Source organism: Myxococcus stipitatus DSM 14675 (assembly GCF_000331735.1).
Lineage (GTDB): Bacteria > Myxococcota > Myxococcia > Myxococcales > Myxococcaceae > Myxococcus > Myxococcus stipitatus.
The window spans coordinates 365,367-389,334 of record NC_020126.1 but is presented as its reverse complement, the minus strand read 5'-3'; the positions used below and the strand labels follow the sequence as shown (position 1 = coordinate 389,334).

General features: G+C 70.7%; 18 protein-coding genes. 16 read left to right on the top strand and 2 right to left on the bottom strand.

What is annotated here, in order from left to right:
- Positions 1-66 precede the first annotated feature (66 nt).
- The 7 genes from MYSTI_RS01510 (at position 67) to MYSTI_RS01480 (ending at position 9,533) form a co-directional block, all read left to right on the top strand.
- The gene (locus tag MYSTI_RS01510) at positions 67-1,584 is read left to right on the top strand and encodes an AAA family ATPase (protein ID WP_233278131.1); all 1,518 of its coding nucleotides are present in this window, start codon (positions 67-69) and stop codon (positions 1,582-1,584) included.
- Positions 1,581-2,414, top strand: a complete 834-nt coding sequence (locus MYSTI_RS01505; protein ID WP_015345925.1) for a hypothetical protein — start codon at positions 1,581-1,583, stop codon at positions 2,412-2,414. The genes MYSTI_RS01510 and MYSTI_RS01505 overlap by 4 nt, the downstream gene beginning before the upstream one ends.
- Entirely contained in the window at positions 2,411-4,072 is a 1,662-nt protein-coding gene (locus tag MYSTI_RS01500; protein WP_015345924.1) for a M48 family metalloprotease, read from the top strand. Before MYSTI_RS01505 ends, MYSTI_RS01500 begins: the two co-directional genes overlap by 4 nt.
- Positions 4,072-4,638 (top strand): hypothetical protein, encoded by a 567-nt coding sequence (locus MYSTI_RS01495; protein WP_015345923.1) that lies wholly within the window; start codon positions 4,072-4,074, stop codon positions 4,636-4,638. Before MYSTI_RS01500 ends, MYSTI_RS01495 begins: the two co-directional genes overlap by 1 nt.
- Positions 4,626-5,975, top strand: a complete 1,350-nt coding sequence (locus tag MYSTI_RS01490) for a phenylacetate--CoA ligase family protein (RefSeq protein WP_044278302.1) — start codon at positions 4,626-4,628, stop codon at positions 5,973-5,975. Before MYSTI_RS01495 ends, MYSTI_RS01490 begins: the two co-directional genes overlap by 13 nt.
- 429 nt (positions 5,976-6,404) lie before the next feature.
- Positions 6,405-8,471 carry a sensor histidine kinase gene (locus tag MYSTI_RS01485; RefSeq protein ID WP_144370254.1) on the top strand — a complete coding sequence of 689 codons (2,067 nt, stop codon included), beginning with the start codon at positions 6,405-6,407 and terminating at the stop codon, positions 8,469-8,471.
- Between the two features lie 54 nt (positions 8,472-8,525).
- Positions 8,526-9,533 carry an aldo/keto reductase gene (locus MYSTI_RS01480; protein WP_015345920.1) on the top strand — a complete coding sequence of 336 codons (1,008 nt, stop codon included), beginning with the start codon at positions 8,526-8,528 and terminating at the stop codon, positions 9,531-9,533.
- Here the strand turns inward: MYSTI_RS01480 and MYSTI_RS01475 are convergent.
- A complete protein-coding gene (locus MYSTI_RS01475; protein WP_015345919.1) occupies positions 9,530-10,321 on the bottom strand; it encodes a radical SAM protein in 792 nt (263 codons plus the stop codon). The two genes, MYSTI_RS01480 and MYSTI_RS01475, sit on opposite strands and share 4 nt — an antisense overlap.
- Positions 10,322-10,375: 54 nt before the next feature.
- On the opposite strand from MYSTI_RS01475, the gene MYSTI_RS01470 reads away from it, so the two are divergent.
- The 8 genes from MYSTI_RS01470 to MYSTI_RS01435 all read left to right on the top strand — a co-directional run bounded on the left by MYSTI_RS01470 (position 10,376) and on the right by MYSTI_RS01435 (position 22,072).
- Positions 10,376-11,776, top strand: a complete 1,401-nt coding sequence (locus tag MYSTI_RS01470) for an asparagine synthase-related protein (protein ID WP_044278301.1) — start codon at positions 10,376-10,378, stop codon at positions 11,774-11,776.
- Positions 11,761-12,957, top strand: coding sequence for a glycosyltransferase (locus MYSTI_RS01465; RefSeq protein ID WP_015345917.1), 1,197 nt, complete (start codon positions 11,761-11,763; stop codon positions 12,955-12,957). Before MYSTI_RS01470 ends, MYSTI_RS01465 begins: the two co-directional genes overlap by 16 nt.
- Positions 12,954-13,817, top strand: coding sequence for an ROK family protein (locus MYSTI_RS01460; protein ID WP_015345916.1), 864 nt, complete (start codon positions 12,954-12,956; stop codon positions 13,815-13,817). Before MYSTI_RS01465 ends, MYSTI_RS01460 begins: the two co-directional genes overlap by 4 nt.
- 94 nt (positions 13,818-13,911) lie before the next feature.
- A complete protein-coding gene (locus MYSTI_RS01455; RefSeq protein WP_015345915.1) occupies positions 13,912-16,695 on the top strand; it encodes a choice-of-anchor Z repeating domain-containing protein in 2,784 nt (927 codons plus the stop codon).
- Between the two features lie 51 nt (positions 16,696-16,746).
- Entirely contained in the window at positions 16,747-19,515 is a 2,769-nt protein-coding gene (locus MYSTI_RS01450) for a choice-of-anchor Z repeating domain-containing protein (RefSeq protein WP_144369959.1), read from the top strand.
- A 96-nt stretch (positions 19,516-19,611) separates the two neighbouring features.
- Positions 19,612-20,511, top strand: a complete 900-nt coding sequence (locus MYSTI_RS01445) for a S1C family serine protease (protein ID WP_015345913.1) — start codon at positions 19,612-19,614, stop codon at positions 20,509-20,511.
- A 20-nt stretch (positions 20,512-20,531) separates the two neighbouring features.
- A complete protein-coding gene (locus tag MYSTI_RS01440) occupies positions 20,532-21,446 on the top strand; it encodes a S1C family serine protease (protein ID WP_015345912.1) in 915 nt (304 codons plus the stop codon).
- A gap of 155 nt (positions 21,447-21,601) precedes the next feature.
- Positions 21,602-22,072 carry a type II secretion system protein GspG gene (locus tag MYSTI_RS01435; protein ID WP_015345911.1) on the top strand — a complete coding sequence of 157 codons (471 nt, stop codon included), beginning with the start codon at positions 21,602-21,604 and terminating at the stop codon, positions 22,070-22,072.
- On the opposite strand, the gene MYSTI_RS01430 is transcribed toward MYSTI_RS01435, so the two are convergent.
- Positions 22,029-22,322 (bottom strand): ubiquitin carboxyl-terminal hydrolase 14, encoded by a 294-nt coding sequence (locus MYSTI_RS01430; protein ID WP_015345910.1) that lies wholly within the window; start codon positions 22,320-22,322, stop codon positions 22,029-22,031. The two genes, MYSTI_RS01435 and MYSTI_RS01430, sit on opposite strands and share 44 nt — an antisense overlap.
- A gap of 163 nt (positions 22,323-22,485) precedes the next feature.
- On the opposite strand from MYSTI_RS01430, the gene MYSTI_RS01425 reads away from it, so the two are divergent.
- A complete protein-coding gene (locus MYSTI_RS01425) occupies positions 22,486-23,955 on the top strand; it encodes an MFS transporter (RefSeq protein ID WP_015345909.1) in 1,470 nt (489 codons plus the stop codon).
- Positions 23,956-23,968: the final 13 nt, after the last annotated feature.

The following is a 23,968-nucleotide window of genomic DNA, read 5'->3' as shown; positions in this document are numbered from 1 at the left end:
CGGGGCGTCACCCTGTAGTCCCACGCCATTTGCTAGTCTCCGCCGCACATGGCCAATCAGGACTGGGTGTCACGCCTGCTCACGGGGCGGGCTTCGGTGGACAAGGGACTCAACGTCCACCTCTCCGAGCGTGACGGGGGCAGCCTCCACGACAAGATGCGGCAGGCGTACTGGTGGATCACCAACAACGCCGTCATCTGCCCCTACTACGACATCGAGTTCGGAGGCTCCGCCTCGCTCAAGAACTCCGCCGGGGACGAGGTCCACCTCCCCGAGAGCATGAGCTACAGCTCCTTCGTCCTCATCCCCCTGCTCACCCTCTTCACCTGCCGCCGCGCCCTGCTCATCGGCGGCCCCGGCCGCGGCAAGACGACCTCCGCCATCCTCATGGCCCTCCTGTCCGGCATGTCCCGCGAGGACATCCGCCGCTCCATCCAACGCGGCCACCCCCAGCTCTCCATCGCCGACCTCCTCGGCGCACCCCTCCCCTCCGACATGCTCAAGGCGGATGACCTCTCCGCCGTGAAGGTGAGCTGGCGCAAGTGGATCACCCAGCGCGTCAAGATCATCGACGAGTACAACCGCATCCCCACCAAGACGCAGTCCGCCCTCCTCTCCCTCATGGCCGAGGGCTACGCGGAGATGATGGACCAGTACGTCTACGCGGGACGCTCCTCCTGGTTCCTCACCGCCAATGACGACCAGGGCGGCGGCACCTTCCAGGTCATCGAGGCCCTCAAGGACCGCCTCGACGTCGTCGTCCGCGCCGTCCCCTTCAACTCGAACTTCATCGACACCCTCCTCCAGCGCATCGAGGCCGACAAGTCCCCCGAGGAGATGCTCCCCAAGGACGTCATCTTCACCGACGGAGAGCTGGAGCGCGCCTACGCCTCCATCCTCGAGGTCGACGTCCCCAAGGACGTCCTCGAGCGCGTGGCCTTCTTCCTGGGCCAGCTCGACTTCTGCCGCATGGCCTCGCCCCGCTTCGAGTTCAAGCACAAGGACACCCTCAAGCTCGCCGGGCAGTCCGTCTCCGCCGTGTGCAACGAGCAGTGCCCGCTCGACAAGAAGGTGCACCTCTGCACGCAGACGGAGAACGGCGTCAGCGTGCGCGCCTACCAGACCATCCTCCACTACGCGAAGGCGCTCGCCTTCTTCCGCGGACACACCACGGTGGAGCTGGAGGACTTCCGTCAAATCGCCCCGTGGGTGCTGCACGAGAAGCTGGTCCCCAACACCCGCAGCGCCTTCTTCGAGGCCAAGGGCCACAAGGTCCTCCTCCAGGACCGCGTCGCGTGGATCCGCCACATGTTCGACATGGCCATGGAGCACCACGAGCGCCACCAGCCCATCCGCCGCAAGGTGTCCGTCCTGCGCGAGGAGCTGGACAAGGGCCTGTCCGGCATCGACCTGCGCACCACCGAGAAGCGCCTGGCCTCCGTCACCGCGCTGATGAACGAGCTGCTCACCAAGCAGGAGCTCTCCGGCCCCGTCTACGAGGACCTCATCCACCTCAAGTCCATGTACAGCCGCTACCGCAACTACGCGACGTGGCTGAAGGACAACCCCGGAGGCCGCCTGTGAGCACCGCCTTCGAGGACGAGCTCGAGGCCCAGGCCCAGGGCCGCTACGTACGCTGGGACGCGGACCTCTGGCGCGAGCTGCGCCAGGGCCCCGCGCAGCGCCTGGCCGAATCCCTGTCCAAGTCCGGCGCCTCCAGCACCAGCGCCGCGGAGCTGATGCGCGCCTACCTGCGCCTGGGCGCGGAGGCCATCGGCCTGGGCTACCTCTACCCCGCCACCGCGGGCCGGCAGAACTTCTTCACCCTCGCGTGGTCCGACCTGGTGCCTCGCCTCCTCTCGGGTGTCCCCGAGTCCGCGCGCGCCAGCACGCTCGCGCAACTCTGGAACGTGGGCGAGAACCTGGAGTCCGCGCCCCCCTGGGTGCAGCGCATCTTCCACCGCGTCAGCCAGCGGCTCGACTCCCTCGCCGGCATCGAGGAGCGCCTGCGCGAGACGGCCACCGTCGCCATGGAGCCGCCCACCGAGAAGCTGGGGGACCGCGCCCAGCCCTACCTCATCGACCTGTCCCGAGAGGACAGCCGCTTCCTCCCAGGCGCCATCCACTTCCTCGCGCCCACCGTGCTGTGCGTGCACGACCGGCACCGCCACGCCGTGGCCGGGCGCGAGGCCGCGACGCAGGGCATCCTCCTCGTCGGGGACCCGCCGATTCCCCTGGGCGCCATGGGCTGCCGCGAGACGCCCGAAGTCACGCACGTGAAGACGCCGCACCTGACGGCCATGGAGGAGCACGACCCGCGCGTGGATGCCTTCTTCGCCACCGGGGCCAATGACTGGCGCGCCGCGGGCACGCTGGACACCTCGCGCTTCGTGCTGGTGCTCGCGCCCGCATGAGCCCGTCCCGCTTCACACCGGAGCTCATCGCGAAGGCCTGGCAGGACGCGCTGGCGCTGTGGGATGTGCAGGTGCGCCTGAGTCCCCCGGAGCCCCACGTCCCCTTCCGCGCGGACGCGGACCACGCGAACGAGCCGCTCGCCTACATCAACATGGTGAAGCGGCAGGTCTTCGTGAACTTCCACCTGCTGGAGTCCATGAGCGCGGAGGCCAGCCTCATGGCCGTGCTGGCCCACGAAATCGGCCACCACGCCCGCTTCCCCCACACGCTGGGCTGGGACGCGGAGCTGAAGGTCATGGAGCAGCAGTTGCTCCCCGGCCTGAAGCAATCCCTGACGAACTTCTTCTACGACCTCCAGGTGAACGAAGTGGTGGGCCGCACCCACTGGGAGGACCTGTGCCGGGTGTACCGGAACTTCCAGAGCGTCTACGCCCGCCGCAGCATGTCCCCGCTGTTCTTCTTCTACCTGTCCATCCACGAGGAGCTGTGGGGCTGCGAGCCCGGGACGCTGGTGCCTCGGACGGAGATGCGCGCCATGGAGGAGCGCTTCCCGGGCTTGCGCGTGGAGGCACGCGTCTTCGCGCAGACCTTCTACGCGCTGCCCGGCCCGCGCCTCCAGTTCCTCTACTTCTGCGCCACCTTCCTGCGCTACCTCTCCGGCCCCGACGACGGCACGGGCTCCATGCCCATGGCCAGCGACGTGCCGACGCCGGACGTGGATGACTGGGACTCCGCGCTCCAGAGCGGCGGGCGCTGGCAGGACGCGCTGGGCGAGGCCCGCGAGCGAGGCTGGCTGAGCGCGGACCAGGTCTCCTCCGCGCCCGATGCACTCGACAACATCAATCGCATCACCCGGAGCCTGCCCGGCACCGGCGACGGCAAGCTGCGCCGCGCGCTGGTGTCCCGGCACTACCGGCGCGAGGTCGACAAGCACCTCTTGAAGCTCCCCGCCGCGCCCAACCGCGTCGAGCCCTACCTGCGCACCACGCCCGAGGCCTGGGAGTATGGCGATGACCCGTCCGCCATCGACTGGACGCTGACGGTGCTCTCGCAGGGACACCTGGCCGCCGTGTCCCCGCTGCGCCGCGAGCTGGAAGCGGAGGAGCCCCCTGGCACCGAGCCCGGCGTGCCCGAGCTGGAAATCTACCTGGACACCAGCGGCTCCATGCCGAACCCGGAGATGCAGCTCAACGCCATGACGCTGGCCGCGCAGGTGCTGTCCGCCTCCGCGCTGCGCAAGCAGGCCCGGGTGCGCGGCATCATCTACTCGCACGGCTCGCCGCTCGTCTCGCCCTGGATGTACGACGAGGAGTACGCCCGCGACTTCTTCCTGCACTACATCGGCGGAGGCACGCAGCTGCCCTTCGACGTGCTCCGCCGGTCCGCGCGGGAGAAGCGCGACGTGCTCCGCGTCATCATCTCCGACAGCGACTTCCTGGCGAACGCGACGGCGGAAGACCACATGGACACGCTGGTGGAGGTGGTGAGGGGCTCGCGCATGGTGGTCGCGCTGCTCTCGCTCGCGGATGACGTGCACGCGCGGCAGACGCTGGCGCCCGTGGTTCGCGAGCGCGGCTTCCGCCTGGTCGTGGTGAAATGGCTGTCGGACTTCGGCCCCGCCGCCGCGGCCCTGTCCCAGGCTTTGCTGGAGAAGTGATGGTCTTCGACATCAAGGACATCCAGAAGCAGCTCTCCGCCGTCCCGCTCGTGTCGCCGTATCCACACGACCTGTCGGTGGCCATCATCTGCGACGTCTTCCGTGTGGCGGGCCTGCGCCCTCCCTCGCGCGCGGACTGGGCGGGCCTCGAGCACACCTCGAAGGCCGCCGGCCTCTGGAAGGAGCAGGTGGGGATGCTCGCGCACGTGCTGACGTCGACGACGCTGGGCGAGGACTCGGCCCAGGCGCTGCGCAAGGACGCCGACGCCAAGGTCCTGCTGGCGCTCTTCTTCACGCGGGTGGAGCCGCTGACCGCGGAGATGGTGCGCTCCAACGCCTTCCGGCAGGAGGAGTTCCTGCGCAAGTGGGTGCACGCGGTGCAGGGACAGGTGAAGGGCGAGACGGCGATGGAGTCCGACGCGCGGCTCAAGAAGCTCGACTACCGCGCCGCCCTCAAGGAGCTGGAGAGGGCGGACGAGGCCCGGAAGCGGGAGGCCGACAAGCGCCTCAAGGAGCTTCAGGAAGCGGAGAAGCGCGCCGCCGATGCCCGAGGATGGCGCGAGTGACGCACGGCCTCTCGCCGGAGGCTCGCGTGGCTCCCCGCGCGAACATCCGCCGGGACACCGACACCCAGCGCCGCCACATCCCCTGGGCCCAGTCCATCGCCCACGCGCTGACCCGCTTCACCACCCTCGAGGACGAAGCCCAGGCTCGCGCGCAGCTCGACTCCCGGCTGGGCCCGCTGCGAGAGGCGCTGCTCGCCTCGCCCTACTACTCGCGGCGCCTGCGCGAGGCCGGCCTGCACCCCGGCGACCTCCAGTCGCTCGAGGACCTGCGCCACTTCCCCGCGCTGGAGCGAAGCGTCCTCGCCCGGCACTGGGACCAGGTCCCCGCGCCGCTGTCCTCCGACGACGAGGGCGTGGTGGTGCGCAGCTCCGGCTCCACGGGGGAGCCCGTGAAGGTGGTGCGGGACAGGCTCGACTGCCTGCACATGTGGGCCGTGCTGCGCTTCTGGCTGGAGCGCGCGGGCGTCACCCCGCCCCCTCGGCCCCGCGTGGTGCTGCTGGACGCGCTGCCGGGAGGACTGGAGTACTCGGTGCGCCTGCCCATCCTCCACGGCGGCGCGCTGCATCGCATCTCCGTGCTGCGCGACGATGCTCGGGAGCGGCTGTGCCGCGTGCGCCCGGCCATCCTCTTCTCGGACCCGGAGGGGCTGCGCTGGCTCGCGGAGCAGCGCGAGGTTCCGCCGCCCGCACTGGTGCTCACCTCGGCGCAGCACCTGCCCGACGACACCCGCGCGGCGCTCGCGCGCAAGCTGCCCGTCCCGCTCCTCAACTATTACGCGACGACGGAGACGGGCCCGCTCGCCTGGGAGTGCCTCCAGTCTCCCGGCCGCTTCCATGTCCTCGCGCCCGACGTCTGGCTGGAGCCGGACATGGACGAGGTGGTGGTGACGCGCCTGCGCCCCAGCGTGCTGCCCCTGCTGCGCTACCTCCCGGGCGACAGGGGAAGGACATGCAGGGAGGTGTGCACCTGCGGTTTCCACGGATGGACGCTGGGGCAATTCAGCGGCCGAGGCGCCTGCCATTACACTCTGCCTTCTGGACGCACCGTGGATGCCTGGGCCCTGGCGTGGGTGTTCAAGCACCATGCGCTGAGAGCCTTTCGCCTCACCCAGGTGGAGCCCTCGCGCTTCGAGCTGGAGCTGGCCGGCGCGGTGGACACCGACGTGGCCCCGCTGTGCGAGCGACTCACCTCCGCGCTGCGCAACCTGGGCTGGAGCAAGCCGCCCCAGCTCCTCGTGCGCGCCGTGAGCGAGGCGTCCCTGTCCTCGGGGAGCAAGCCCCTCCCCTTCCGCAACCATGTCGCCGCAACAACATCTCCGCGCTCCCGCACCGGGTGAGGTGACGCACCCGGCCGCGCGCGGCGAACACTCGTTCGTCAAACCAAAACAACACCCCTGAAAGTCTTCATCGGCAGCGTCAGGACTGACTGGGTCCTCCAAGCCCCGTGCGCCGAGCAAGCGGTAACCACGCAACAAGTGGAAACGAAAAGACACACGTTCCCCCTCGGAGCGTATTCCTTCAATCACTTGCATGCGGGAAGGGCGCGGTCGGGCCTTGAGTAGGACCATCATGCGGCTGCCGCGCTGTCCTCCTGGGCAACTCGACTCGGATGGTCGCGGCGCCATCTCGTCGTGAGGAGGCCACCCGCCTTGCCCACGCCCATCTCTCATCTGGAAACCTCGCACCCGTCGGGGACCTCGCACTCCCTGGCGGCCGCGTCACTCGAGCCACGTCCCGCGCCCGACCCGCGCCGGTTCTGGCGTTGGATGAAGAAGTCGTGGCCCGGCCGCTATGGCGTCGCCCTGGCCTTCTATGGCATCGCGATGCTGCTCCAGATGGAGCTGCGTCCGCTCATGTCCACCAGCCCGTTCCTCTTCTTCTATGGCGCGGTGATGGTGGCGGGGTGGTGGGGAGGCTGGGGGCCCGCGCTGCTCGTCACGGCCCTGTCCCTGGTGTCCGTGGACCACCACTTCCTGCCGCCGCGGCTGACGCTCCAGATGCGCTCCGCGGACATCCTCGCGCTGGGCATCTTCGGCCTGCTCGCCATCTTCATCACCAAGCTGAACGTGACGCTCAACCGGGCGCTGGAGGAGCGGGCCACGCTGCTGGACCGCGAGCACCGCGCCCGCGCCGCGTCCGAGGCCGCCCGCTCCCGCCTGCACACCATCTTCATGCAGGCCCCCGCGCAGATTTTCTTCCTGCGGGGCGCCACCCAGGCGTTCGACTTCTCCAACGCGCGCAACAGCACCCTCCTGAAGAACCGCGACCTGCTGGGTCAGTCCTTCGAGGAGGGGCTGGTGAAGGTGGCGGACCAGGATGCGCGCGGCGTGCTGGACCGCGTCTACGCCACGGGGGAGCCCTTCGTGGGCAACGCCATCCCGCTGCGCTTCCTCCAGGCGGACGGCATGGAGAAGGAGACCTTCCACAACCTCGTCTACCAGCCCACGCGCGACGCGCAGGGCCAGGTGGACGGCATCGCGGGCTTCGGCTTCGACGTGACGGACCTGGTGCACGCGCGGCAGCGCGCGGAGGCGCTGGCCACGGAGCTGCGGCAGGCCGAGTTCCGCACCCGCGTGCTCGCCGAGGTGAGCACGGTGCTCGCGTCGTCGCTCGACTACGAGATGACGATGCGCAACCTGGCCAAGCTGGTGGTGCCGGCGCTCGCCGACTGGTGCTTCGTGGACCTGGCGCAGCCGGACGGCAACTTCCGGCGGCTGGAGGTCGCCCACGCCCGGCCGGAGGACGCGCCCACCGCCGCGGAGGTCCTCAACTTCCAGCTCATGCCGGAGGGCAACCCGCGCCACCCGCCCACCGCGGCGCTGCTGCGGGGCGAGGCCATCCTCCTGGAGGAGATGACGCCCGCGCACATCAAGCGCAGCGCCCACAACGAGAACCACGCGCGGGTGATGCTGGCCACGGGCCTGCGCTCCTTCATCGCCGTGCCGCTGGTGGTGCGCGGCCACACGCTGGGCGTCTTCAGCTTCTTCACGTCCTTCTCCAACCGGCGCTACACGCAGGCGGACCTGGCCTTCGGGCTGGAGCTGGCCTACCGCGCCGCGCTCTCCATGGAGAACGCGCGGCTGTACCGCGAGGCGCAAGAGGCCATCCGCCTGCGCGACGAGTTCCTCTCCATCGCCAGCCACGAGCTGAAGACGCCGCTCACGCCGCTGAGCCTCAAGCTCCAGGCGCTGGCGCGCGAGCTGGAGCGGCACCCGGACACCATTCCGTACTCGGTGGTGAAGGGCTACGTGGACACGGGCGCGCGGCAGGTGAAGAAACTGGCGGAGCTGGTGGGGGACTTGCTCGACGTGTCGCGCATCGCGGCGGGTCGGCTCGCGTTGGAGCTGGAGGACGTGGACCTGGGCGCGCTCATCCGCGAGGTGGCCTCACGCTACGAGCCTCACGCGGCCCGGGCTGGCTCCACGCTCCAGGTGGAGGGGGGCGAGGGAGGCCTCGTCGGCCGCTGGGACCGGCTGCGCTTGGAGCAGGTCGTCACCAACCTCATCGACAACGCGGTGAAGTACGGCGCGGGCAAGCCCATCCTGCTGAGCCTGGAGCAGGCGCCTTCGCGCGCGCGGCTGCGGGTGAGGGACCAGGGTATCGGCATCGCGCCGGAGCACCTGCCCCGCCTCTTCGGCCGCTTCGAGCGGGCCGTATCGGAGCGGCACTATGGCGGCCTGGGCCTGGGCCTCTACATCACCCGGACCCTGGTGGAGGCCATGGGAGGACGGGTGCGCGTGGAGAGCGAGCAGGGCCGAGGCTCCACCTTCACCGTGGACCTGCCTCGGGAGCGGGTCGTTCCAGTTGACGTCCCGGCGGCCGCGCCACAGTAAAGGGCGCGCGACGAACGCAACGCCACGGCAGTGGCCACAGCGAGGGAGGGACAGATGGAGACGCGGACGCTCGGCAAGCAGGGCCTGGAGGTTTCCGCCATGGGCCTGGGCTGCATGGGGATGTCTGACTTCTATGCGGGACGCGACGACACGGAGTCGGAGGCCACGCTGCTCCACGCGCTGGAGCGGGGCATCACCTTCTTCGACACCGCGGACATGTACGGCTCCGGGAAGAACGAGGAGCTGGTGGGCCGGGTGCTCAAGCCCCACCGCGCGAAGGTGGTGCTGGCGACGAAGTTCGGCATCGTCCGGGACCCGAACAACGCGCAGACGCGCGGCATCAACGGCCGTCCGGAGTACGTGAAGCAGGCGTGTGAGGCCAGCCTGCGTCGGCTGGGCATGGACGTCATCGACCTCTACTACCTGCACCGCAAGGACCCTCACACCCCCATCGAGGACACGGTGGGCGCCATGGCGGAATTGGTGCGCGAGGGCAAGGTGCGGCACCTGGGGTTGTCCGAAGTCGACGGCGACACGCTGCGCCGCGCGTCCAAGGTGCACCCCATCGCCGCGCTCCAGAGCGAGTACTCGCTGTGGAGCCGCGACCCGGAAGACGAAGTGATTCAGGCCTGCCGCGAGCTGGGCATCGGCTTCGTGCCCTACAGCCCGCTGGGACGCGGCTTCCTCACGGGGCAAATCAAGCGCTTCGAGGACCTGGCCGCGGATGACTACCGGCGCAACTCGCCCCGCTTCCAGGGGGAGAACTTCACGCGCAACCTGGAGCTGGTGACGAAGGTGGAGCGGCTGGCGAAGGACAAGGGCTGCACACCGGCGCAGCTCGCGCTCGCGTGGGTGATGGCGCAGGGGCCGGACATGGTTCCGATTCCCGGCACCAAGCGACGCAAGTACCTGGATGAGAACCTGGGCGCGCTCGCGGTGAAGCTCACGCCCCAGGACTTGAAGGACATCGACGCGGTCGCCCCGCGCGGCGTCGCGGCGGGAGAGCGTTACCCTCCGTCGATGCAGAACGCGGTGCCGAAGTCCGGCCAGGAGAAGCGCTAGCCGCGAGGTGCCCGTGGGAGCTGCGCGTGTGGTTTCCACGGGCCACTGGCCCCCAGGCAGTAACGACACGTGGCCAGCGGCGTGTCCCGCTCCAAGAGGCCCAGCACCCGCTCGAGCAGGTCCGGCGCGTCCAGGCGCACGCCGTCCACCTCCGCGAGCGCGGGCATGTCCGGATGCGCGGGCCCCAGCACCGTGGCCACGTGCGGTGGACGGGTGCAGGAGTAGAAGCGCCCCTGGTGGACCAGGTGGCAGCGGACCTTCAGCCAGCAGCGCGCATAGACATCGCGCACCTCCGCGTCCGAGCCCAGCGGCGCCTCTGGCGTGATTTGCTGGAAGGCGTCGATGCGCTTCACCGTGAGATGGACCCCGTGGTGCTCACAGCGCTCCGTGATGCGCGCCAGGGACTTCTCCGGCAGCGGCGCGGAGGAGTAGACGGACAGGGTCATCCGGTCCAGGCGCTCGTAGACGGCCTCCGGCGCGCTCACGGCGAGCAGCCCGTTGGTGGTGACGGAGACCTGCTCACAGATGCCAGAGGCCCGGACGGCGTCCAGCACGGCGGGAAGATTCGGATGGAGGAAGGGCTCTCCACCGGTGAGCTTGAAGATGTTGGGCTCGAGGACTCGCGCCAGCCGGGTGAGGTCGGCCTGGAGTGAGTCGGGCTCCACCGCCCACGCGGGCAGGTGCGGCGACAGCGGGCAGCACTGCACGCAGCGCAGGTTGCAGTGGGTGACGACGTGCGTCTCCAGGGACCAGGTGAGGATTCGGCCGTCGTGCAGCTCGTAACGCACCTGGCGACTATAGCGGGGTTGCCGCCTCCCCCCAGGGCTTGAGACAGTCACCGCGTGTCAGCACCCTCTGGCGACGCGAGCAGCCCGCTCGCCATCCTTCCGTCCTACCAGTCCTCCTCCGGTGAACCCCAGGAGTCCGTGTGGCGGTTGCTCCCGCCCCCGCTCCGAGGCAGGGCCACGCTGCCCGAGGAGAAGCCCCGCGCCGAGCCCTCCGAGGCCCGCGGCGGGAGCACGCCCCTCCTGGGGCTGGAGCCCGCGTGCATCGCCGCGTTCCTGCTCCATGCCCTGCCGCCGAGCCAGAGCCTGTTCCGGGGCGTGAGCCGCGTGGCGCCACCCCTGCCCCAGGTCCAGCGCGAAGCCGCGCCGGCGCAATCCCTCTCCAACGAGGCCGAGGTCCAGGTCCACGACGAGCAGGCACGGCGACTCGTGTCCGCGTGCTCCGACGTGGTGGGCGCACGTGTCGCCGCGGGCGCGCGGGACGTGAGCCTGAGCGGCGGCGTGGACAGCGCGGTGCTGTGCGCGCTGGCGGCCCGTCACGCGCCCGGCCGGGTCCGCGCCTGGAGCATGGAGGTCCACTTCGCCGATGAGACGGAGCGGCGCAACGCCAGGACCGTCGCGCGCCTCACCGGCGTGGAGCTGGTGGACGTGCCCATCCCGGACGCCGTGCTGCCCGACCTGTTCGAGCCCACCGTCATCGCCACCGAGACGCCCCTCCTCAACGCGCGGGTCATCGCGAGCTTCGCCTTCTACGCGGCGGCCCGGCTGCTGGGCGCGTCGGTGATGCTCAGCGGGGCAGGAGCGGACGAGGTGCTCCGAGGGAACCCGGACGCGATGGCCTCGGCGGCGACGCGCATCGACGAGGACCGGAAGCTCGCGCGCACGGTGCTGCGCCCCCTTGTGGACAACTTGGGGGACCCACGCGACCCGATGCCCTGGTCGCTTGCGGACCGGGAGTCCTCCGAAGAGGTGCGCCATGCCGCCTGGGTGCTGCGCGAGCTGGTGTTGCCTCCGGAGCTGCGCGGCGCGCGGACCCACCGGCTCACCGTCCACACGCCCTACCTCGACACGCGCTTCGCGAACGTGGCGCTCTCGCTGCCGGAGTCCTCCCTCTCGCGCGAAGGCGTCGGCAAGTGGCTGTTCCGCCAGGGCGTGCGCGGCCTCGTCCCAGATGAAGTGCGGCTCGCGCGCAAGACGCCACGCTACGGGCACACGGCGCTCTCCAGTCCCATGCGGGCCCGCTGGCTGGAGCTCTACCGCGCCTGGCTGTCGCCCTCGCGCCTGGAGCCGCTGGAGGTCATCGACCCGGAGGCCGCGCTGGCGCTGCTGGAGTATTCCACGCACATCGAGCCCGACGCCCCCGAGGCCAGCGCGGTGGATCGCCTGTTGATGCGGTTGTGTTCCCTCGCCATGCTCCACGCGCACGCGGCGCGAGGCTCCTCATGTCCCGAATCCTGATTGGCACGTCTCCCGAGAAGGGCCACATCAACCCGATGATGGGAGTCGCGCAGTGGCTGCGCCGCAGGGGCCACACCGTGGGCTGGCTCTGCATCCCGGAGCCCTCGCCGCAGCTCGCGAACCTGGGCGTGGAGGTGCTCCACCTGCCGCCGCTCGCGCAGGAGGCCCCCGCCATCGAGACCGGCGGCGAGGCCCTGGCCCGGCTGGTGCGCGACGAAGTGGCGCTCGGGAAGTGGATTCGTGGGCTGCTCATCGACGCGGTGCCCGCGCTGCTGGAGCCCGTGAGCCAGGTCGTCCGGAGCTTCCGCCCCGATGTCCTCGCGCTGGATGGGATGCAGTACGCCGCCGTGCTGGCCGCGCACCGGGAGAAGCTCCCGTGGGTGGGCGTGTCCTCCGCGCTCTCGCTGCTGGAGCCGATGGAGGACTACGGCCTGCGCCGCAACGTGCGCGCGCTGGCGAAAGAGCGCGCGGCGCTGTTCGCGCGGCACGGCTTCGACGATGCGCGCTTCCGAAACTGCGAGTGCCTCTCCCCGCGCCTCAACACGATCTTCGCCACCGAGGCCTTCCTCGGTCCCGGCGCGGGCCTGCCTCCCGACACCGCGCTCGTCGGCCCCTCCATTCCTCCCGAGCCCCGTGGCGACGAGGTGGACTTCCCGTGGGAGCGGCTGGGCTCGAAGCCCGTGGTGTATGTGTCCTTCGGCAGCCAGATTTCGTGGCAGCCCACGCTGTTCCGCACCCTCGCGGAGGCCGCCGCGCCCCTGGGCGTCACGCTGGTCCTCAGCGCCGGGGAGCTGGCCGACACGGAGTTCTCGCGCTCGCTGCCCGGCGACGTGGTGGCCGTCCCCTACACGCCGCAGCGCCAGCTGCTCCCGAAGGCCTCCGTCTTCGTCTCGCACGGCGGCGCCAACTCGGTGATGGAGGCGCTGACGGAGGGTGTCCCGCTGCTGCTGCTGCCCGTCTGCAATGACCAGCCCATCCAGGCGCACTTCCTCCGGGCCTCGGGCGCGGGGCTCACGAGGGAGCCCGACACGTTGACCGTGGAGGACTGCCGGGACGCGCTTCGCCAGCTCCTGGCCCCGGGCACGCCGCTGCGAGCGAAGGTCGCCGCCATCTCCGCGTCGTACCGCGCCCAGGATGGCGCGAGGGAAGTCGCCGAGCGCATCGTCCGGCTCGTCACATGAGCCACCGGAGCCCTCGCCGCTACCGGGCCCCGGGCGTGACACCGCTGGAGGTCTGGAACCTCCCGGTGCTCGGACGCGAGCTATGGGAGCACCTGAGCGCCCCTCGCGTGGAGGCAGACCGGCTGGCGGGGGTCCCCGAAGCGCGGCTCGCGCAACGCCTGATGCCCGGCCTCCTCGCCGCCATCGAGGTGCTGGTCCATCGACACGCGGTGGACGCGGTGTGGCTCACGGGGGGCCTGCTGTGTCTGGAGGACTTCGAGCCCGCACTCGCGGAGGCGGCCCGGGGACTTCGCTGCCCCATCCACCTCGCGGAGGCGCCCCGCTTCGCGCCGGTGCTCGCGGGGCTCCAGCTGCTCCCGGCCTCCGCCTCGAATCCCCTCGCGCTCGACGTCGGGCAGACGAGCGTCAAGTGCGTGAGCCGGCACACGCCGCCGCGGGTCTTCGAGCGGGATGTCACCGCGCTCCCGCGCCTCTTCATCGGCAGGCCGCGGCCCGCGGAGGGGCACCACATCCCAGCGGCCGTCCACTTCATCGCGGGCGCGCTGCGCGGCTTCGCGCGAGACACGGACACCCGGGCCTCCGACGGACTGTGCCTGGCGCTCCCCTGTCCCTTGGACGATGCGCTCCTCCCGGGAGGCTGCACCTACGGCTGGGAGGGACACGCGTCCCTCGTGCACGACCTCCTCGCGCATGCCGGGCTGCCGGACAGCGGCGACGTGCTCGTGCTCAACGACGCGGAGCTCTCCGCGGAGGCCGCGCGCGGGGAGCCGCGACTCGCGAGTCATGCGCGAATCCTGTGCCTCACCCTGGGCTTCGGTCCCGGCGGTGCACTCCTGGAGCGGGCGGGCGCCCGGGGCTGAGCCCTTCTCGTGGCTTCCGCGACGAAGGCTTGCGCAAGAAGCGGGTCTCGGGTGTGAAGGGAGCGCGAGAGACCGCTCGCGGAAGGATGGCCAGATGCGCCTGGGGTTGATGAGAGGTGGGGTCTTCCTGGTGTGGGTGCTGGGGGCGTGCGGCCCCGGGCTCGGCAATCCGCAGCCGCTGCCACCGGAGGACCCCGACATCGAAGTCCCCCCGGTGAGGCCCCCTCCCTCGGTGACGCTGCCCCCCATCTCCCTGGGTGACGTGGTGGTGGTGGACGCGATGAGCGTGGAGCTGGAGGTCCAGGTGCTCGGCGCGGGCTTCCACGCCAGCAGCCTCGTCTACCTGAACCAGGCGCGCCTCGAGACCTCGTTCGTCAGTGGCACGGAGCTGCGGGCGCGTGTCCCTCGCCACCTCCTCTCGCAGTCCCGGGACTCCTACCTCCTCTGGGTGAGGACGCCCCCGGGTGCCCCTGGCCAGCCAGGCGGCGCCACGTCTCCGTTCACGACGTTCGTCGAGCCCGCCCCCGAGCTTCATTCGCTCTCTCCGGAAGTCGTCGACGCGGCGCCCTCCGCGCCAGTCCGCATCACGGTGAAGGGGAAGAACCTCATCCGCGACAGCGTGGCCCTCTTCCGAGGGGGCCGCCATCCGCTCATCGTGAGGAGCCCCACGGAGGGCACGGTGGAGCTGCTCCCCAGCGTGGTGGCCAGCCCTTCCGAAGATGGCTTGTTCCAGCTCGAGGTCCCCTGGCCCCGGGGCTACACGACCATCACCCTCAGGACCGCGGCGCTCCCGCTCCCGGTGAGGACTCCGACGCCCACCGTCGCGGGGATATGGCCTCCCACCTTGAACGCGGTGGGCCAGCTCCAGGGACGGGCGGGTCAGGCCAAGAGCTACTCCATCGAGGTCAGCGGAACGAAGCTGCGCGCCAACACCGTGGTGAAGTGGAACGGCAGGCCGCTGACGACGTACTCGTCTCCCTTCGAGGGGAGAATCCGGGCGGACCTCCCCGCCGACGCGCGCATGCAGGCCGCCACCATCCAGGTGAGCCTGGAGACGCCGAGCGACCGGGGCCCTCTCGTGTCCGGGAGCTATCCCCTGGTCGTGAAGACCGAGCCGGTGGTGTACGCCGTGTCTCCCGCCCGGGTGGACGTCAACGACACGGGCACCACCTTCGAGCTCCGAGGCGAGGGCCTGGGTGAATCCAAACAACAGGTCCTGCTGTGGAATGGCACGCCCCTGCCTCCCGAGTCCTTCGAAGAACTGTCCGGCGGGCCGCCCTATGACAGGTGGACCTTCAGGGTCCCCTCCCACCTGCTGAACCGGCCCGGGGTGTTCCCCGTGACGGTGAGGCGCACCTACGACGGCGCCGAGTCCGCGCCCCTCTTCGTCCACGTCGTGACGGAGGCGCCCGCGCCCCTCGTCGACGAGCTCACCCCCGCGATGCTGTCCGTCGGTGACGCCCCCGGCACCGTCGCCCTCGGCGGCGCGGGCTTCACGCCCCGGTCCGTCATCCAGGTCAACGGACAGGAGCGCCTGACGCGCTTCGACACCTCGGGGCACCTGACCACGGACCTCATCCCCTCCGACCTGGAGCAGAAGGGGGTGCTCTCCCTCACCGTGCGGACACCCCCTCCTGGAGGAGGCACCTCGCTTCCGCTGCTGCTCGCCGTCCACGCGGAGCGCTCCGTGCCCTTCATCGACGCCGTCACGGGCCCCGGCGGAGAGAACCCGGTCATGGCGCGCGATGACCCCATGACCCTCCATGTCCAGGGGCAAGGCTTCACCCCGGACTCGGTGGTGCGCTGGCAGGGCGTGCCCATGCCCACGCAGTGGCAGTGCCTGGACACGCCATGCAGGGCGGGCCCCGGGCAGCGCTCCGAGCTGACGGCCGTCATCCCCGCGGCGCAAGCACGCACCTCCGGGCCCGCCCGAGTCACCGTCTTCACCCCCGGCCCCGGAGGCGGAGAGAGTCGCGAGCGGTACCTCGTCATCACCTCGGAGGTGGAGCCTCGGCTCTCGCTCAACGTCCAGGAGATGAACATCCGGCCCAGCGAGGAGGGCCAGGAGACACGCCTGAACTTCACGCTCTCCGGCGCGAGCGGAACGCAGGTCACCCAGCTCCTCGTGGATGGCGTCGAGCGGCCCTTCAACAACCGGGACGGGGCCTTCAGCCTGAACGCTCGGGAGACCGCCACCCAAGGCATCCTCGCGGTCCGCGTCCAGGTCCAGGGCAAAGGACTGAGCGCCCCGGCCTACCTGTATCTCAATGGCGCCAGGACCCCGCGAATCCACACGCTGAAGCCCGGAGTCCTCTCGCAAGACCCGCTGGGCCCCGAGGTCTTCCCGAGCACCCTCTGGGTGGAGGGCCAGGACCTCTCGTGGACCGGTGAGCCCACGCGGATGTCGCGGCTCCAGCTGAGCGTGCGCATGCCGCCCCAGCCGCCCGTGCGGGAGGTCTCGAACATGGGCAGTGGAATCGCCTTCGGGCAGCTCTGGCTCGAGTCTCCGGGCGTCCGCACCATCACCCTGTCGCGCGTCTCGGAAGGAGGAGGGCAGTCCCTCCCCGCGCTCCTCAACGTGGTCCCCGAGCGGCCCGCGCCGCTGCTGACGAAGCTCGAGCCCATGAGCGCGAAGGCGGGGGCTCCGCGTCTGCGATTGCGCATCTGGGGCCAGGGCCTCCACACCGACAGCCAGCTGCGCTGGAAGGACTTCCGCGCGAGCGTCAGGCCCGTGCGCTTCTTCTCGAGCGACGCCAACAACTACGAGGCGGAGCTCCCCGCCGCGGCGCTCGCGACGACGGGAGCGGTGGATGTCACGCTCGAGACGCCCGGCCCCGGCGGAGGCACCTCCCTGCCCATCCGGGTCGTCGTGGAATAGCGCCAGCGGTTGCGCAAGTCCTCGGGCTCGGGTGTGTAGGGGGGGCGGGACATGGCACACCCAGGGGAGCAGCGGATGCGGCAGGCGTGGATGAGACTCGGGTTGTGCTTGCTGGGGGCGCTGTGTGCATGCGGGCCGGGGCTGAGCCAACCGCCCCCGCTGCCGCCCGAGAACCCGGACACCGAGGTGCCGCAGCCCCACATCCCCCCGGTGATGCTGCCGCCCATCTCCGTGGGCGAAGTCGCGGTGGTGGACGCCATCTTCGCGGAGCTGTCCGTCCAGGTGCTCGGCTCGGGCTTCAGCTCCCGATGCGTCGCCTACCTCGACAACCAGGCCCTCCAGACCCGGTTCGTCAGCGGCACGGAGCTGCGGGTGACCATCCCTCGCATGCTCCGCGCCCAGCCGACGCCGTCCCTGCTCGAAGTGAGGATTCCGCCGAGCACCCCTGGCTTCCCGGGAGGAGCCCGGTCTCCATTCGCGCGGGTCATCGACCCCACGCCCATCCTCTTCGCCCTCCATCCGCGGACACTCGAGTCGGAGCCCTCGGAGCCCGTCCGCGTCATCGTGAGCGGTGAGAACCTGGTCAACGGCAGCGAGGTCGTCTTCCGAGGCGGCCGCTATCCGCTCGTGTTGACCACGCCCTTCGAGGGCACGGTGGAGCTGCCGCCCGCCGCCCTGGGCGCCACCCCGGAGCAGACCCTGCTCCACGTCGAGCTGCGCGGGCGCCCCGACCTCACGACGGCGGCGCTCCCCCTCACGGTGTCGTCGCCCACGCCAACGCTCATCGGGGTGTGGCCCCCTTCCCTGAACGCCGTGGACCTGCACCAGGGCAAGGCGGGGCCGGCCAAGACCGATGCCCTCCTGGTGAGGGGAGCGCACCTGCGCGCCAACACCGTGGTGAAGTGGAACGGCAGGCCCCTGGTCACCACCCGGCAGGCCGATGGGAAGCACCTCCGCGCGGAGCTGCCCCTCGAGGCGCGACAGGAGGCCACCACCATCTCGTTGACCCTGGAGAGCCCCAGCGCCCAGGGCCCCATGACCTCCGCGAGCCACCCGCTTCCCGTGAGGACCGCGCCGGTGCTGTACAGCCTGTCTCCTCCCTGGGTCCGCGTCCGGTCCACGAACACCTCCCTCGAGCTGCGCGGAGAAGGATTCGGCGAGCGCGGGCAACAGACCGTGCTGTGGAATGGCACCCCCCTGGGCCCCGAGTCCTTCAGCGAGAGGACCGACGCGGGCGTCTGGACCCTCCAGGTCCCCGACGCACTGCTGACACAACCCGGGGTCATCTCCCTCCAGGTGAAGCGCACCTTCGACGGCGCCGAGTCCACGCCGCTCTTCGTCCAGGTGGTCGAGGAGTCCCCCGCGCCCTTCGCCTCCTCGCTCGAGCCGTCGGTGCTGGCCGTCGGTGATGCGCCGGGCGAGCTGCACATCGAAGGTGATTCCTTCACCGCCCAGTCCGTCGTCCTCGTCGATGGAGAGGCGCGCCCCACCCGGGTCCTCAGCGCCTCGAAGCTGAGCACGGACCTCATCCCCTGGGACGTGGAGCGCGCGGGCGTCCGCACCGTCACCGTGCGAACCCCCGCGCCCGGAGGTGGCACGTCGCTCCCGCTGTTGCTCGCGGTGCACGTGCAGCGCCCCATGCCGTCCATCGAGGCGATACAGGGCCCCGAGGGGGGCGAGACCTTCCCGGTCCGCGAGGCCCCCGTGCGCATCAAGCTGCTGGGACAAGGCTTCAGCCCCGTGTCGGTCGTCCGGTGGGATGGACAGGCCCTGCCCACTCAATGGCGGTGCGCCAGCACCCCCTGCATGGCGGGCGCTGGGGAGCGGTCCCTGCTGGAGGCCGACATCCCCGCGGAGCTGGCGCGGACCCGCGGCGCCGTGCGGGTGACGGTCTTCACACCGGGCCCCGGCGGCGGAGAGAGTCGCGCGAGGAGCCTCGTCCTCACCTCGGGGCTGGAGCCCACGCTCTCGCTCCAGCCCGGCAACCTGGACGTCGGCGCGAGCTCCGCGACGCGGGATGGCGTGGTCCGCTTCACGCTGGCGAACACGGGCGAGTCCGCCCTCTCCTCGCTCTTCGTGAACGGCGTGGAGCGCCCCATCCTCGGCGGCAACACCTTCCTGCTCAGCCCCGCGGAACGGAACACGGAAGGCATCCTCGAGGTCCACGGCTATGTCGCGGGACGCAAGAGTGCCCCCGTCTACCTGTACATCCACGCGGCACGGATTCCACGGCTCCTCGCGCTGAGTCCGGGAGTGCTCTCCCAGGGCGCCGCCTGGACGCGCAACGCCCAGCAGGACTTCCAGCTCCAGGGGCAGGACTTCTTCTGGGCGCCGGAGTCGGAGCGAGCCTCCCGCGCGACCGTGGGCCTGGGTCCCTACTCCCTCCCGCTCCGGCAGAGCCCGCCCTCGTCGGACGGAAGGTTCAGCGCCTATCTCCTCACGGTGGATGGGCCGGGAGTCCGCGACGTCACGGTGTCGCGCATCGCGGAAGGAGGTGGGGTCTCTCCCGCCGCGCTCCTCAACGTGGTCTCCGAGCGCCCGGCTCCGCTGTTGACGAAGCTCGAGCCCATGACCGCCACGGTGGGAGCCCCGCTCCTGAAGCTGCGAGTCCACGGCAAGAGGTTCCACCCCTCCAGCCTGTTGCACTGGAAGGGGCTGAAGATGAGCCTCGAGCCCGTGGCGGGCGCCCACGACGCCGACGTCTTCGAGGTCGACCTCCCCGCCTCCGCCGTCGCGGAGCCGGGGGTGGTGGAGGTCACGATAGAGACACCTCCACCGGGCGGCGGCACGTCCCTGCCCATTCGGGTCGTCGTGGAGTAGCCCTGCCTGCCCGAACGGGCAGGTGTCGGTCCTGCCCGATCCGCCGATGTGGCGCGCCTTCGAGGTCTTTAGCTTCCCCTCGAAAGGAACACGCCCATGTCCGCCGACCTTCTCTCCTCTCTCTCGCAGTCTCTCGCCTCCGTGGTGGAGCGCACCTCACCGAGCGTCGTCCGCGTCGACGCCCGCCGACGCCACGGCACCACCGGGCTCGTCTGGAGCGCGGACGGCCTCATCCTCACCACCAGCCACGCCGTCGAGCATGAGGGCCACCTCCAGGTGGGCCTGTCCGACGGCCGCACCGTGTCCGCCGAGCTCGTCGGCCGAGACACCAGCACCGACGTCGCCCTGCTCAAGGTCGACGCGTCCGGCCTCGTCCCACTGTCCCAGGCCCCGCTCGATGGCGTGAAGGTGGGGCACCTCGTCGTCACGGTGGCGCGGCCGGGGCGCACGGCTCGCGCGACGCTCGGCATGGTGAGCACCCATGGCGAGGGCTGGCGCACCCACGCGGGGGGACGCGTGGACCGGTATCTCGAAACCGACGCGGACCTGCCTCCGGGCTTCTCCGGTGGCGCGCTGGTGGACACGGAGGGCCGCCTGGTGGGCCTGCTCACCGCGGCCTTCTCTCGCACCGCGGCGGTGGTCATCCCGCATGACACGCTGACGCGCGTGACGGCCTCGCTGCGCGAGCACGGGGGCATCCGCCGAGGCTACCTGGGCGTGGGCGCCTATCCGGTGAAGCTGCCCCAGCACCAGTGGGCGGCGGCCGGCACGGAAGCAGGGCTCATCTTCGTCTCGGTGGACCCGGAGGGCCCCGCGCAGCGGGCCGGGCTGCTGCTCGGGGACGTGCTGGTGAGCCTGGGCGGCCAGTCGCTGACGGGCGTGGAGGACCTGCTCGGCTACCTGGGTGACGAGAAGGTGGGCACCACCGTCCAGGCGCGCGTGCTGCGCGCCGGCGAGGTGCGCGAGGTCTCCGTCACGGTGGGCAAGCGTTCGTGAGGAAGGAGCGAGGAGACACCATGAAGCTGCTGCAACAGTTCTCGGATGACCTGGAGACCCTCGTCGCCCGCGCCGCGCCCGCGGTGGTGGGCGTGGAGCACGCGCGAGGCCACGGCACCGGCCTCTTCCTCACCCCGGACGGCTACGTCCTCACCAATCGCCACGTCGTGATGCGTGGCACTCGCAAGCTGACGGTGCAGTTGTCCAACGGCGAGGAGCTGCGAGGCTCGCTGGTCGGCGGAGATGCGGCCACGGACCTCGCGGTGGTGCGCGCGGAGGGGACGAACTTCCCCACGCTTCCGCTGGCGGCGCCGGAGACGGTGCGCGTGGGGCAGCTCGTCATGGCCATCGGCAATCCCTTCCGGCTGGAGCAGTCGGTGGCGATGGGGGTGGTGAGCGCGGTCAACCGCAGCGTCACGCTGCCCGACGGCGTCATCCTGGAGGGCATGCTCCAGACGGACGCGGCCATCAACCCGGGCAACTCCGGGGGGCCGCTCATCAACACGCGCGGCGAGGTGGTGGGGCTCAACACGCTGGTGCTGCCGTATGCACAGGGCATCGGCTTCGCGGTGAGCGCCACCACGGCGGCGTGGGTGGCCAGCCTGCTCATCCAGCGCGGGAAGGTGGAGCGGCGGTTCCTCGGCATCGCGGCGGTGGCGGTGAACCTGGACACGGAGCAGGCGCGCGAGGCCGGTCAGCCGCGAGCGGTGCGAGTCATCCGCGTGCAGAGCGGAACCCCCGCGGACGACGCGGGGCTCCAGCCGGAGGACCTGCTCCTGGCCATCAACCGTCGCCCGGTGAGCAGCGTGGATGACCTCCAGCGGCTGATGGCCCTGGCCACGGACGAAGAGGTGTCGTTGGACGTGATGCGCAAGAGCCGCCGCAAGCAGGTCTCCGCGCGCACCCGCCCGCGCAACGAGCCCGTCGCGGCGTGACCTCCGGCTCCGGGTCCGAGAGGCCCGGAGCCGTGTCTGTCATCGCGGCCGGAGTGATGACTCGCGAGTGACGGGATGACACCGGCCTCGCGGACGCGCGAGGCCGCGTCCCTGTGAGGCAAGACAGGCACACGGCTTGAAACGCGGAGTCGCACATGAATGCGAATCCCGCACGAAGGCCGTTGGTCCCCGCGCTCGAGGAGGCCTCGAAGGCGCTGCTCGTCCTCACCCCGTTCACGCTCCTTCTCGGGCTGATGGCCCTGGCCGTCTGCCCCCTCAGCAACTTGGAGATGAAGGCAGAGCGCGCGGGCATCGACCTGGAGCACCTCCACGATGCCCTGCGGCTGTATCAATCGCGCACGGGGCGACTCCCCACGAGCGACGAGGGGCTCCAGCCCCTCATCGACCAGGGAGTCCTGGAGAAGCTGCCCGATGAGCCGTGGAGCAATCCGTATCTGTATTCGCTCCGAGGAGGGACGCTGGAGTTGGGGTCCCTCGGAGCGGACGGCGTTCTCGGAGGTGACGGGGAGGACAAGGACATCGTCCTCCGCTGCGACGTCGACCCTGTCACCCAAGCCCTGCTCAGATGCGAGCCGAATCCCCCTGCTCGGGACGGTCCTCCATGAAGATTCGGTCCTCGAAGCACCACACCCACGTCTCACCGGGCTCGAAGGACTGAACGACGGGGTGCTTCGTCTGGTGGAAGTGCTTGGTCGCGTGTTTGTTGGGGGACGAGTCACAGCATCCGACGTGGCCGCACTCGAGACAGCGCCGGAGATGGACCCACTGCGCGCCCATCTTCAGACACTCCTCACAGCCGTTGGTGCGTGGCTCGGGGTTTCCCGCCTGTTCGATGTGCTTGCACTCGGTCGCCATCGCGCTGCTCCTGGAAAGAGGACCCATCGTCCGCGGACAGGGTGTGCATCCGCGTCACGCGCATCCAGGAACCATGCGGACGTGCGGCCAGGCCCTCGCGAGCCAGGGCGCGCCTGTGTACGGGAGTAGCGCGGCGGAGACGCACGCCCCACGGTTGAGCCGTATGCCATCCGACACTTCCACCACGGGCGGCGGCTTCGTCTCCTACGACAGCCCACGAGGGCGCGGCGTCCTGCTGGCGAGCGTGCTCGGCAGCGGCATGGCCTTCCTGGACTCGACAGCGGTGAACGTGGCGCTGCCCGCACTGGGGCGAGAGCTCCACACGGGCCTCGCCGGGCTTCAGTGGGCCGTGGATGCGTACCTGCTCACGCTCGGCTCGCTGGTGCTGACGGGTGGAGCGCTGGGCGATGCCTGGGGACAGCGGCGCGTCTTCCTGATGGGCATGGTGGCCTTCACGGCCCTGTCCGTGCTGTGTGGCCTGGCGCCGAACGCCTGGACGCTCGCCCTCTTCCGCGCGGGTCAGGGGATGGGCGCGGCGATGCTGGTGCCCGCAAGCCTCGCGCTCCTGCGCACATCTTTCCCTGAAGCGGACCGACAGCGCGCGGTGGCCGCGTGGGCGGGGTTGTCGGGTGTCACGACGGCGCTGGGACCGCTGCTGGGTGGCTGGCTCGTGGACGTGGGCTCATGGCGCTGGGTGTTCTTCCTCAACGTGCCCATGGCCGCGCTCGCGGGCTGGGCGGCGCTGAGACATGTCCCGGATGACCGGCCCACGGGGGACGCGCGCAGGCTGGACGTGGCGGGCTCGGTGACGGCGGCGCTCGGGTTGGGTGGCGTCATCTACGCGCTCATCGAGGGTCCCGCGCGGGGTTGGACGACGGTGTCCATCCTCGCGGCGGTGGGTGGCGCGATGTTGCTGGCCGCGTTCCTCTTCATCGAGGCACGGGCCCGCAACCCCATGCTCCCGCTCGGGCTGTTCCGCTCACGGACGTTCTCCGGCGCGAACCTCACGACGCTCGCGGTGTACTTCGCGCTGGGCGGGGTGAGCTTCCTGCTCGTCCTCGCGTTGCAGCAACAACTGGGCTACTCCGCGCTCGCGGCGGGGGCGTCGCTGTTGCCCATCACGCTGTTGTTGCTGGTGCTCTCGCCGTGGGTCGGCAGGCTCGCGGGGCGCATCGGCGCGAGGCCCTTGATGACGCTGGGGCCGCTGCTCGCGGGCGTGGGCATGGCGCTGCTCACACGGTTGCAAAAGGACGGGAGCTACGTGGGCACGGTGCTGCCGGGAGTCCTGGTGCTCGGGCTGGGCTTGAGCCTGACGGTGGGGCCGCTGACGGCGGTGGTGCTGGGCGCGGTGGAGGACCGGCACGCGGGCATCGCCTCGGGGGTGAACAACGCGGTGGCGCGCATCGCGGGGCTCCTGGCGGTGGCGCTGTTGCCGCTCTTGGGAGGACTCTCGAACAAGACGGGTGAGGCGTTCCTCACGGGGACACGCGAGGCCCTCTGGGTATCCGCGGGCCTCTGCGTGTTGGGAGCGCTGTGCTCGTACGTGCTGCTGCCCAAGGACGTGGGACGCGTGGAGCAAGGCCCCACACGACGGGCGGGGCCGCCTCGACTGAAGCGGCCCGCGCACGCGTGAGCGACGGGGTGGT

What these genes read in the sequence shown, in the direction of transcription:
- MYSTI_RS01500 (WP_015345924.1), top strand. Translation starts at nt 2,411, where the DNA reads ATGAGCCCGTCCCGCTTCACACCGGAGCTCATCGCGAAGGCCTGGCAG.
- MYSTI_RS01495 (WP_015345923.1), top strand. Translation starts at nt 4,072, where the DNA reads ATGGTCTTCGACATCAAGGACATCCAGAAGCAGCTCTCCGCCGTCCCG.
- MYSTI_RS01490 (WP_044278302.1), top strand. Translation starts at nt 4,626, where the DNA reads ATGGCGCGAGTGACGCACGGCCTCTCGCCGGAGGCTCGCGTGGCTCCC.
- MYSTI_RS01485 (WP_144370254.1), top strand. Translation starts at nt 6,405, where the DNA reads ATGAAGAAGTCGTGGCCCGGCCGCTATGGCGTCGCCCTGGCCTTCTAT.
- MYSTI_RS01480 (WP_015345920.1), top strand. Translation starts at nt 8,526, where the DNA reads ATGGAGACGCGGACGCTCGGCAAGCAGGGCCTGGAGGTTTCCGCCATG.
- MYSTI_RS01465 (WP_015345917.1), top strand. Translation starts at nt 11,761, where the DNA reads ATGTCCCGAATCCTGATTGGCACGTCTCCCGAGAAGGGCCACATCAAC.
- MYSTI_RS01460 (WP_015345916.1), top strand. Translation starts at nt 12,954, where the DNA reads ATGAGCCACCGGAGCCCTCGCCGCTACCGGGCCCCGGGCGTGACACCG.
- MYSTI_RS01455 (WP_015345915.1), top strand. Translation starts at nt 13,912, where the DNA reads ATGCGCCTGGGGTTGATGAGAGGTGGGGTCTTCCTGGTGTGGGTGCTG.
- MYSTI_RS01450 (WP_144369959.1), top strand. Translation starts at nt 16,747, where the DNA reads ATGGCACACCCAGGGGAGCAGCGGATGCGGCAGGCGTGGATGAGACTC.
- MYSTI_RS01445 (WP_015345913.1), top strand. Translation starts at nt 19,612, where the DNA reads ATGTCCGCCGACCTTCTCTCCTCTCTCTCGCAGTCTCTCGCCTCCGTG.
- MYSTI_RS01440 (WP_015345912.1), top strand. Translation starts at nt 20,532, where the DNA reads ATGAAGCTGCTGCAACAGTTCTCGGATGACCTGGAGACCCTCGTCGCC.
- MYSTI_RS01435 (WP_015345911.1), top strand. Translation starts at nt 21,602, where the DNA reads ATGAATGCGAATCCCGCACGAAGGCCGTTGGTCCCCGCGCTCGAGGAG.
- MYSTI_RS01430 (WP_015345910.1), bottom strand. Translation starts at nt 22,322, where the DNA reads ATGGCGACCGAGTGCAAGCACATCGAACAGGCGGGAAACCCCGAGCCA.
- MYSTI_RS01425 (WP_015345909.1), top strand. Translation starts at nt 22,486, where the DNA reads ATGCCATCCGACACTTCCACCACGGGCGGCGGCTTCGTCTCCTACGAC.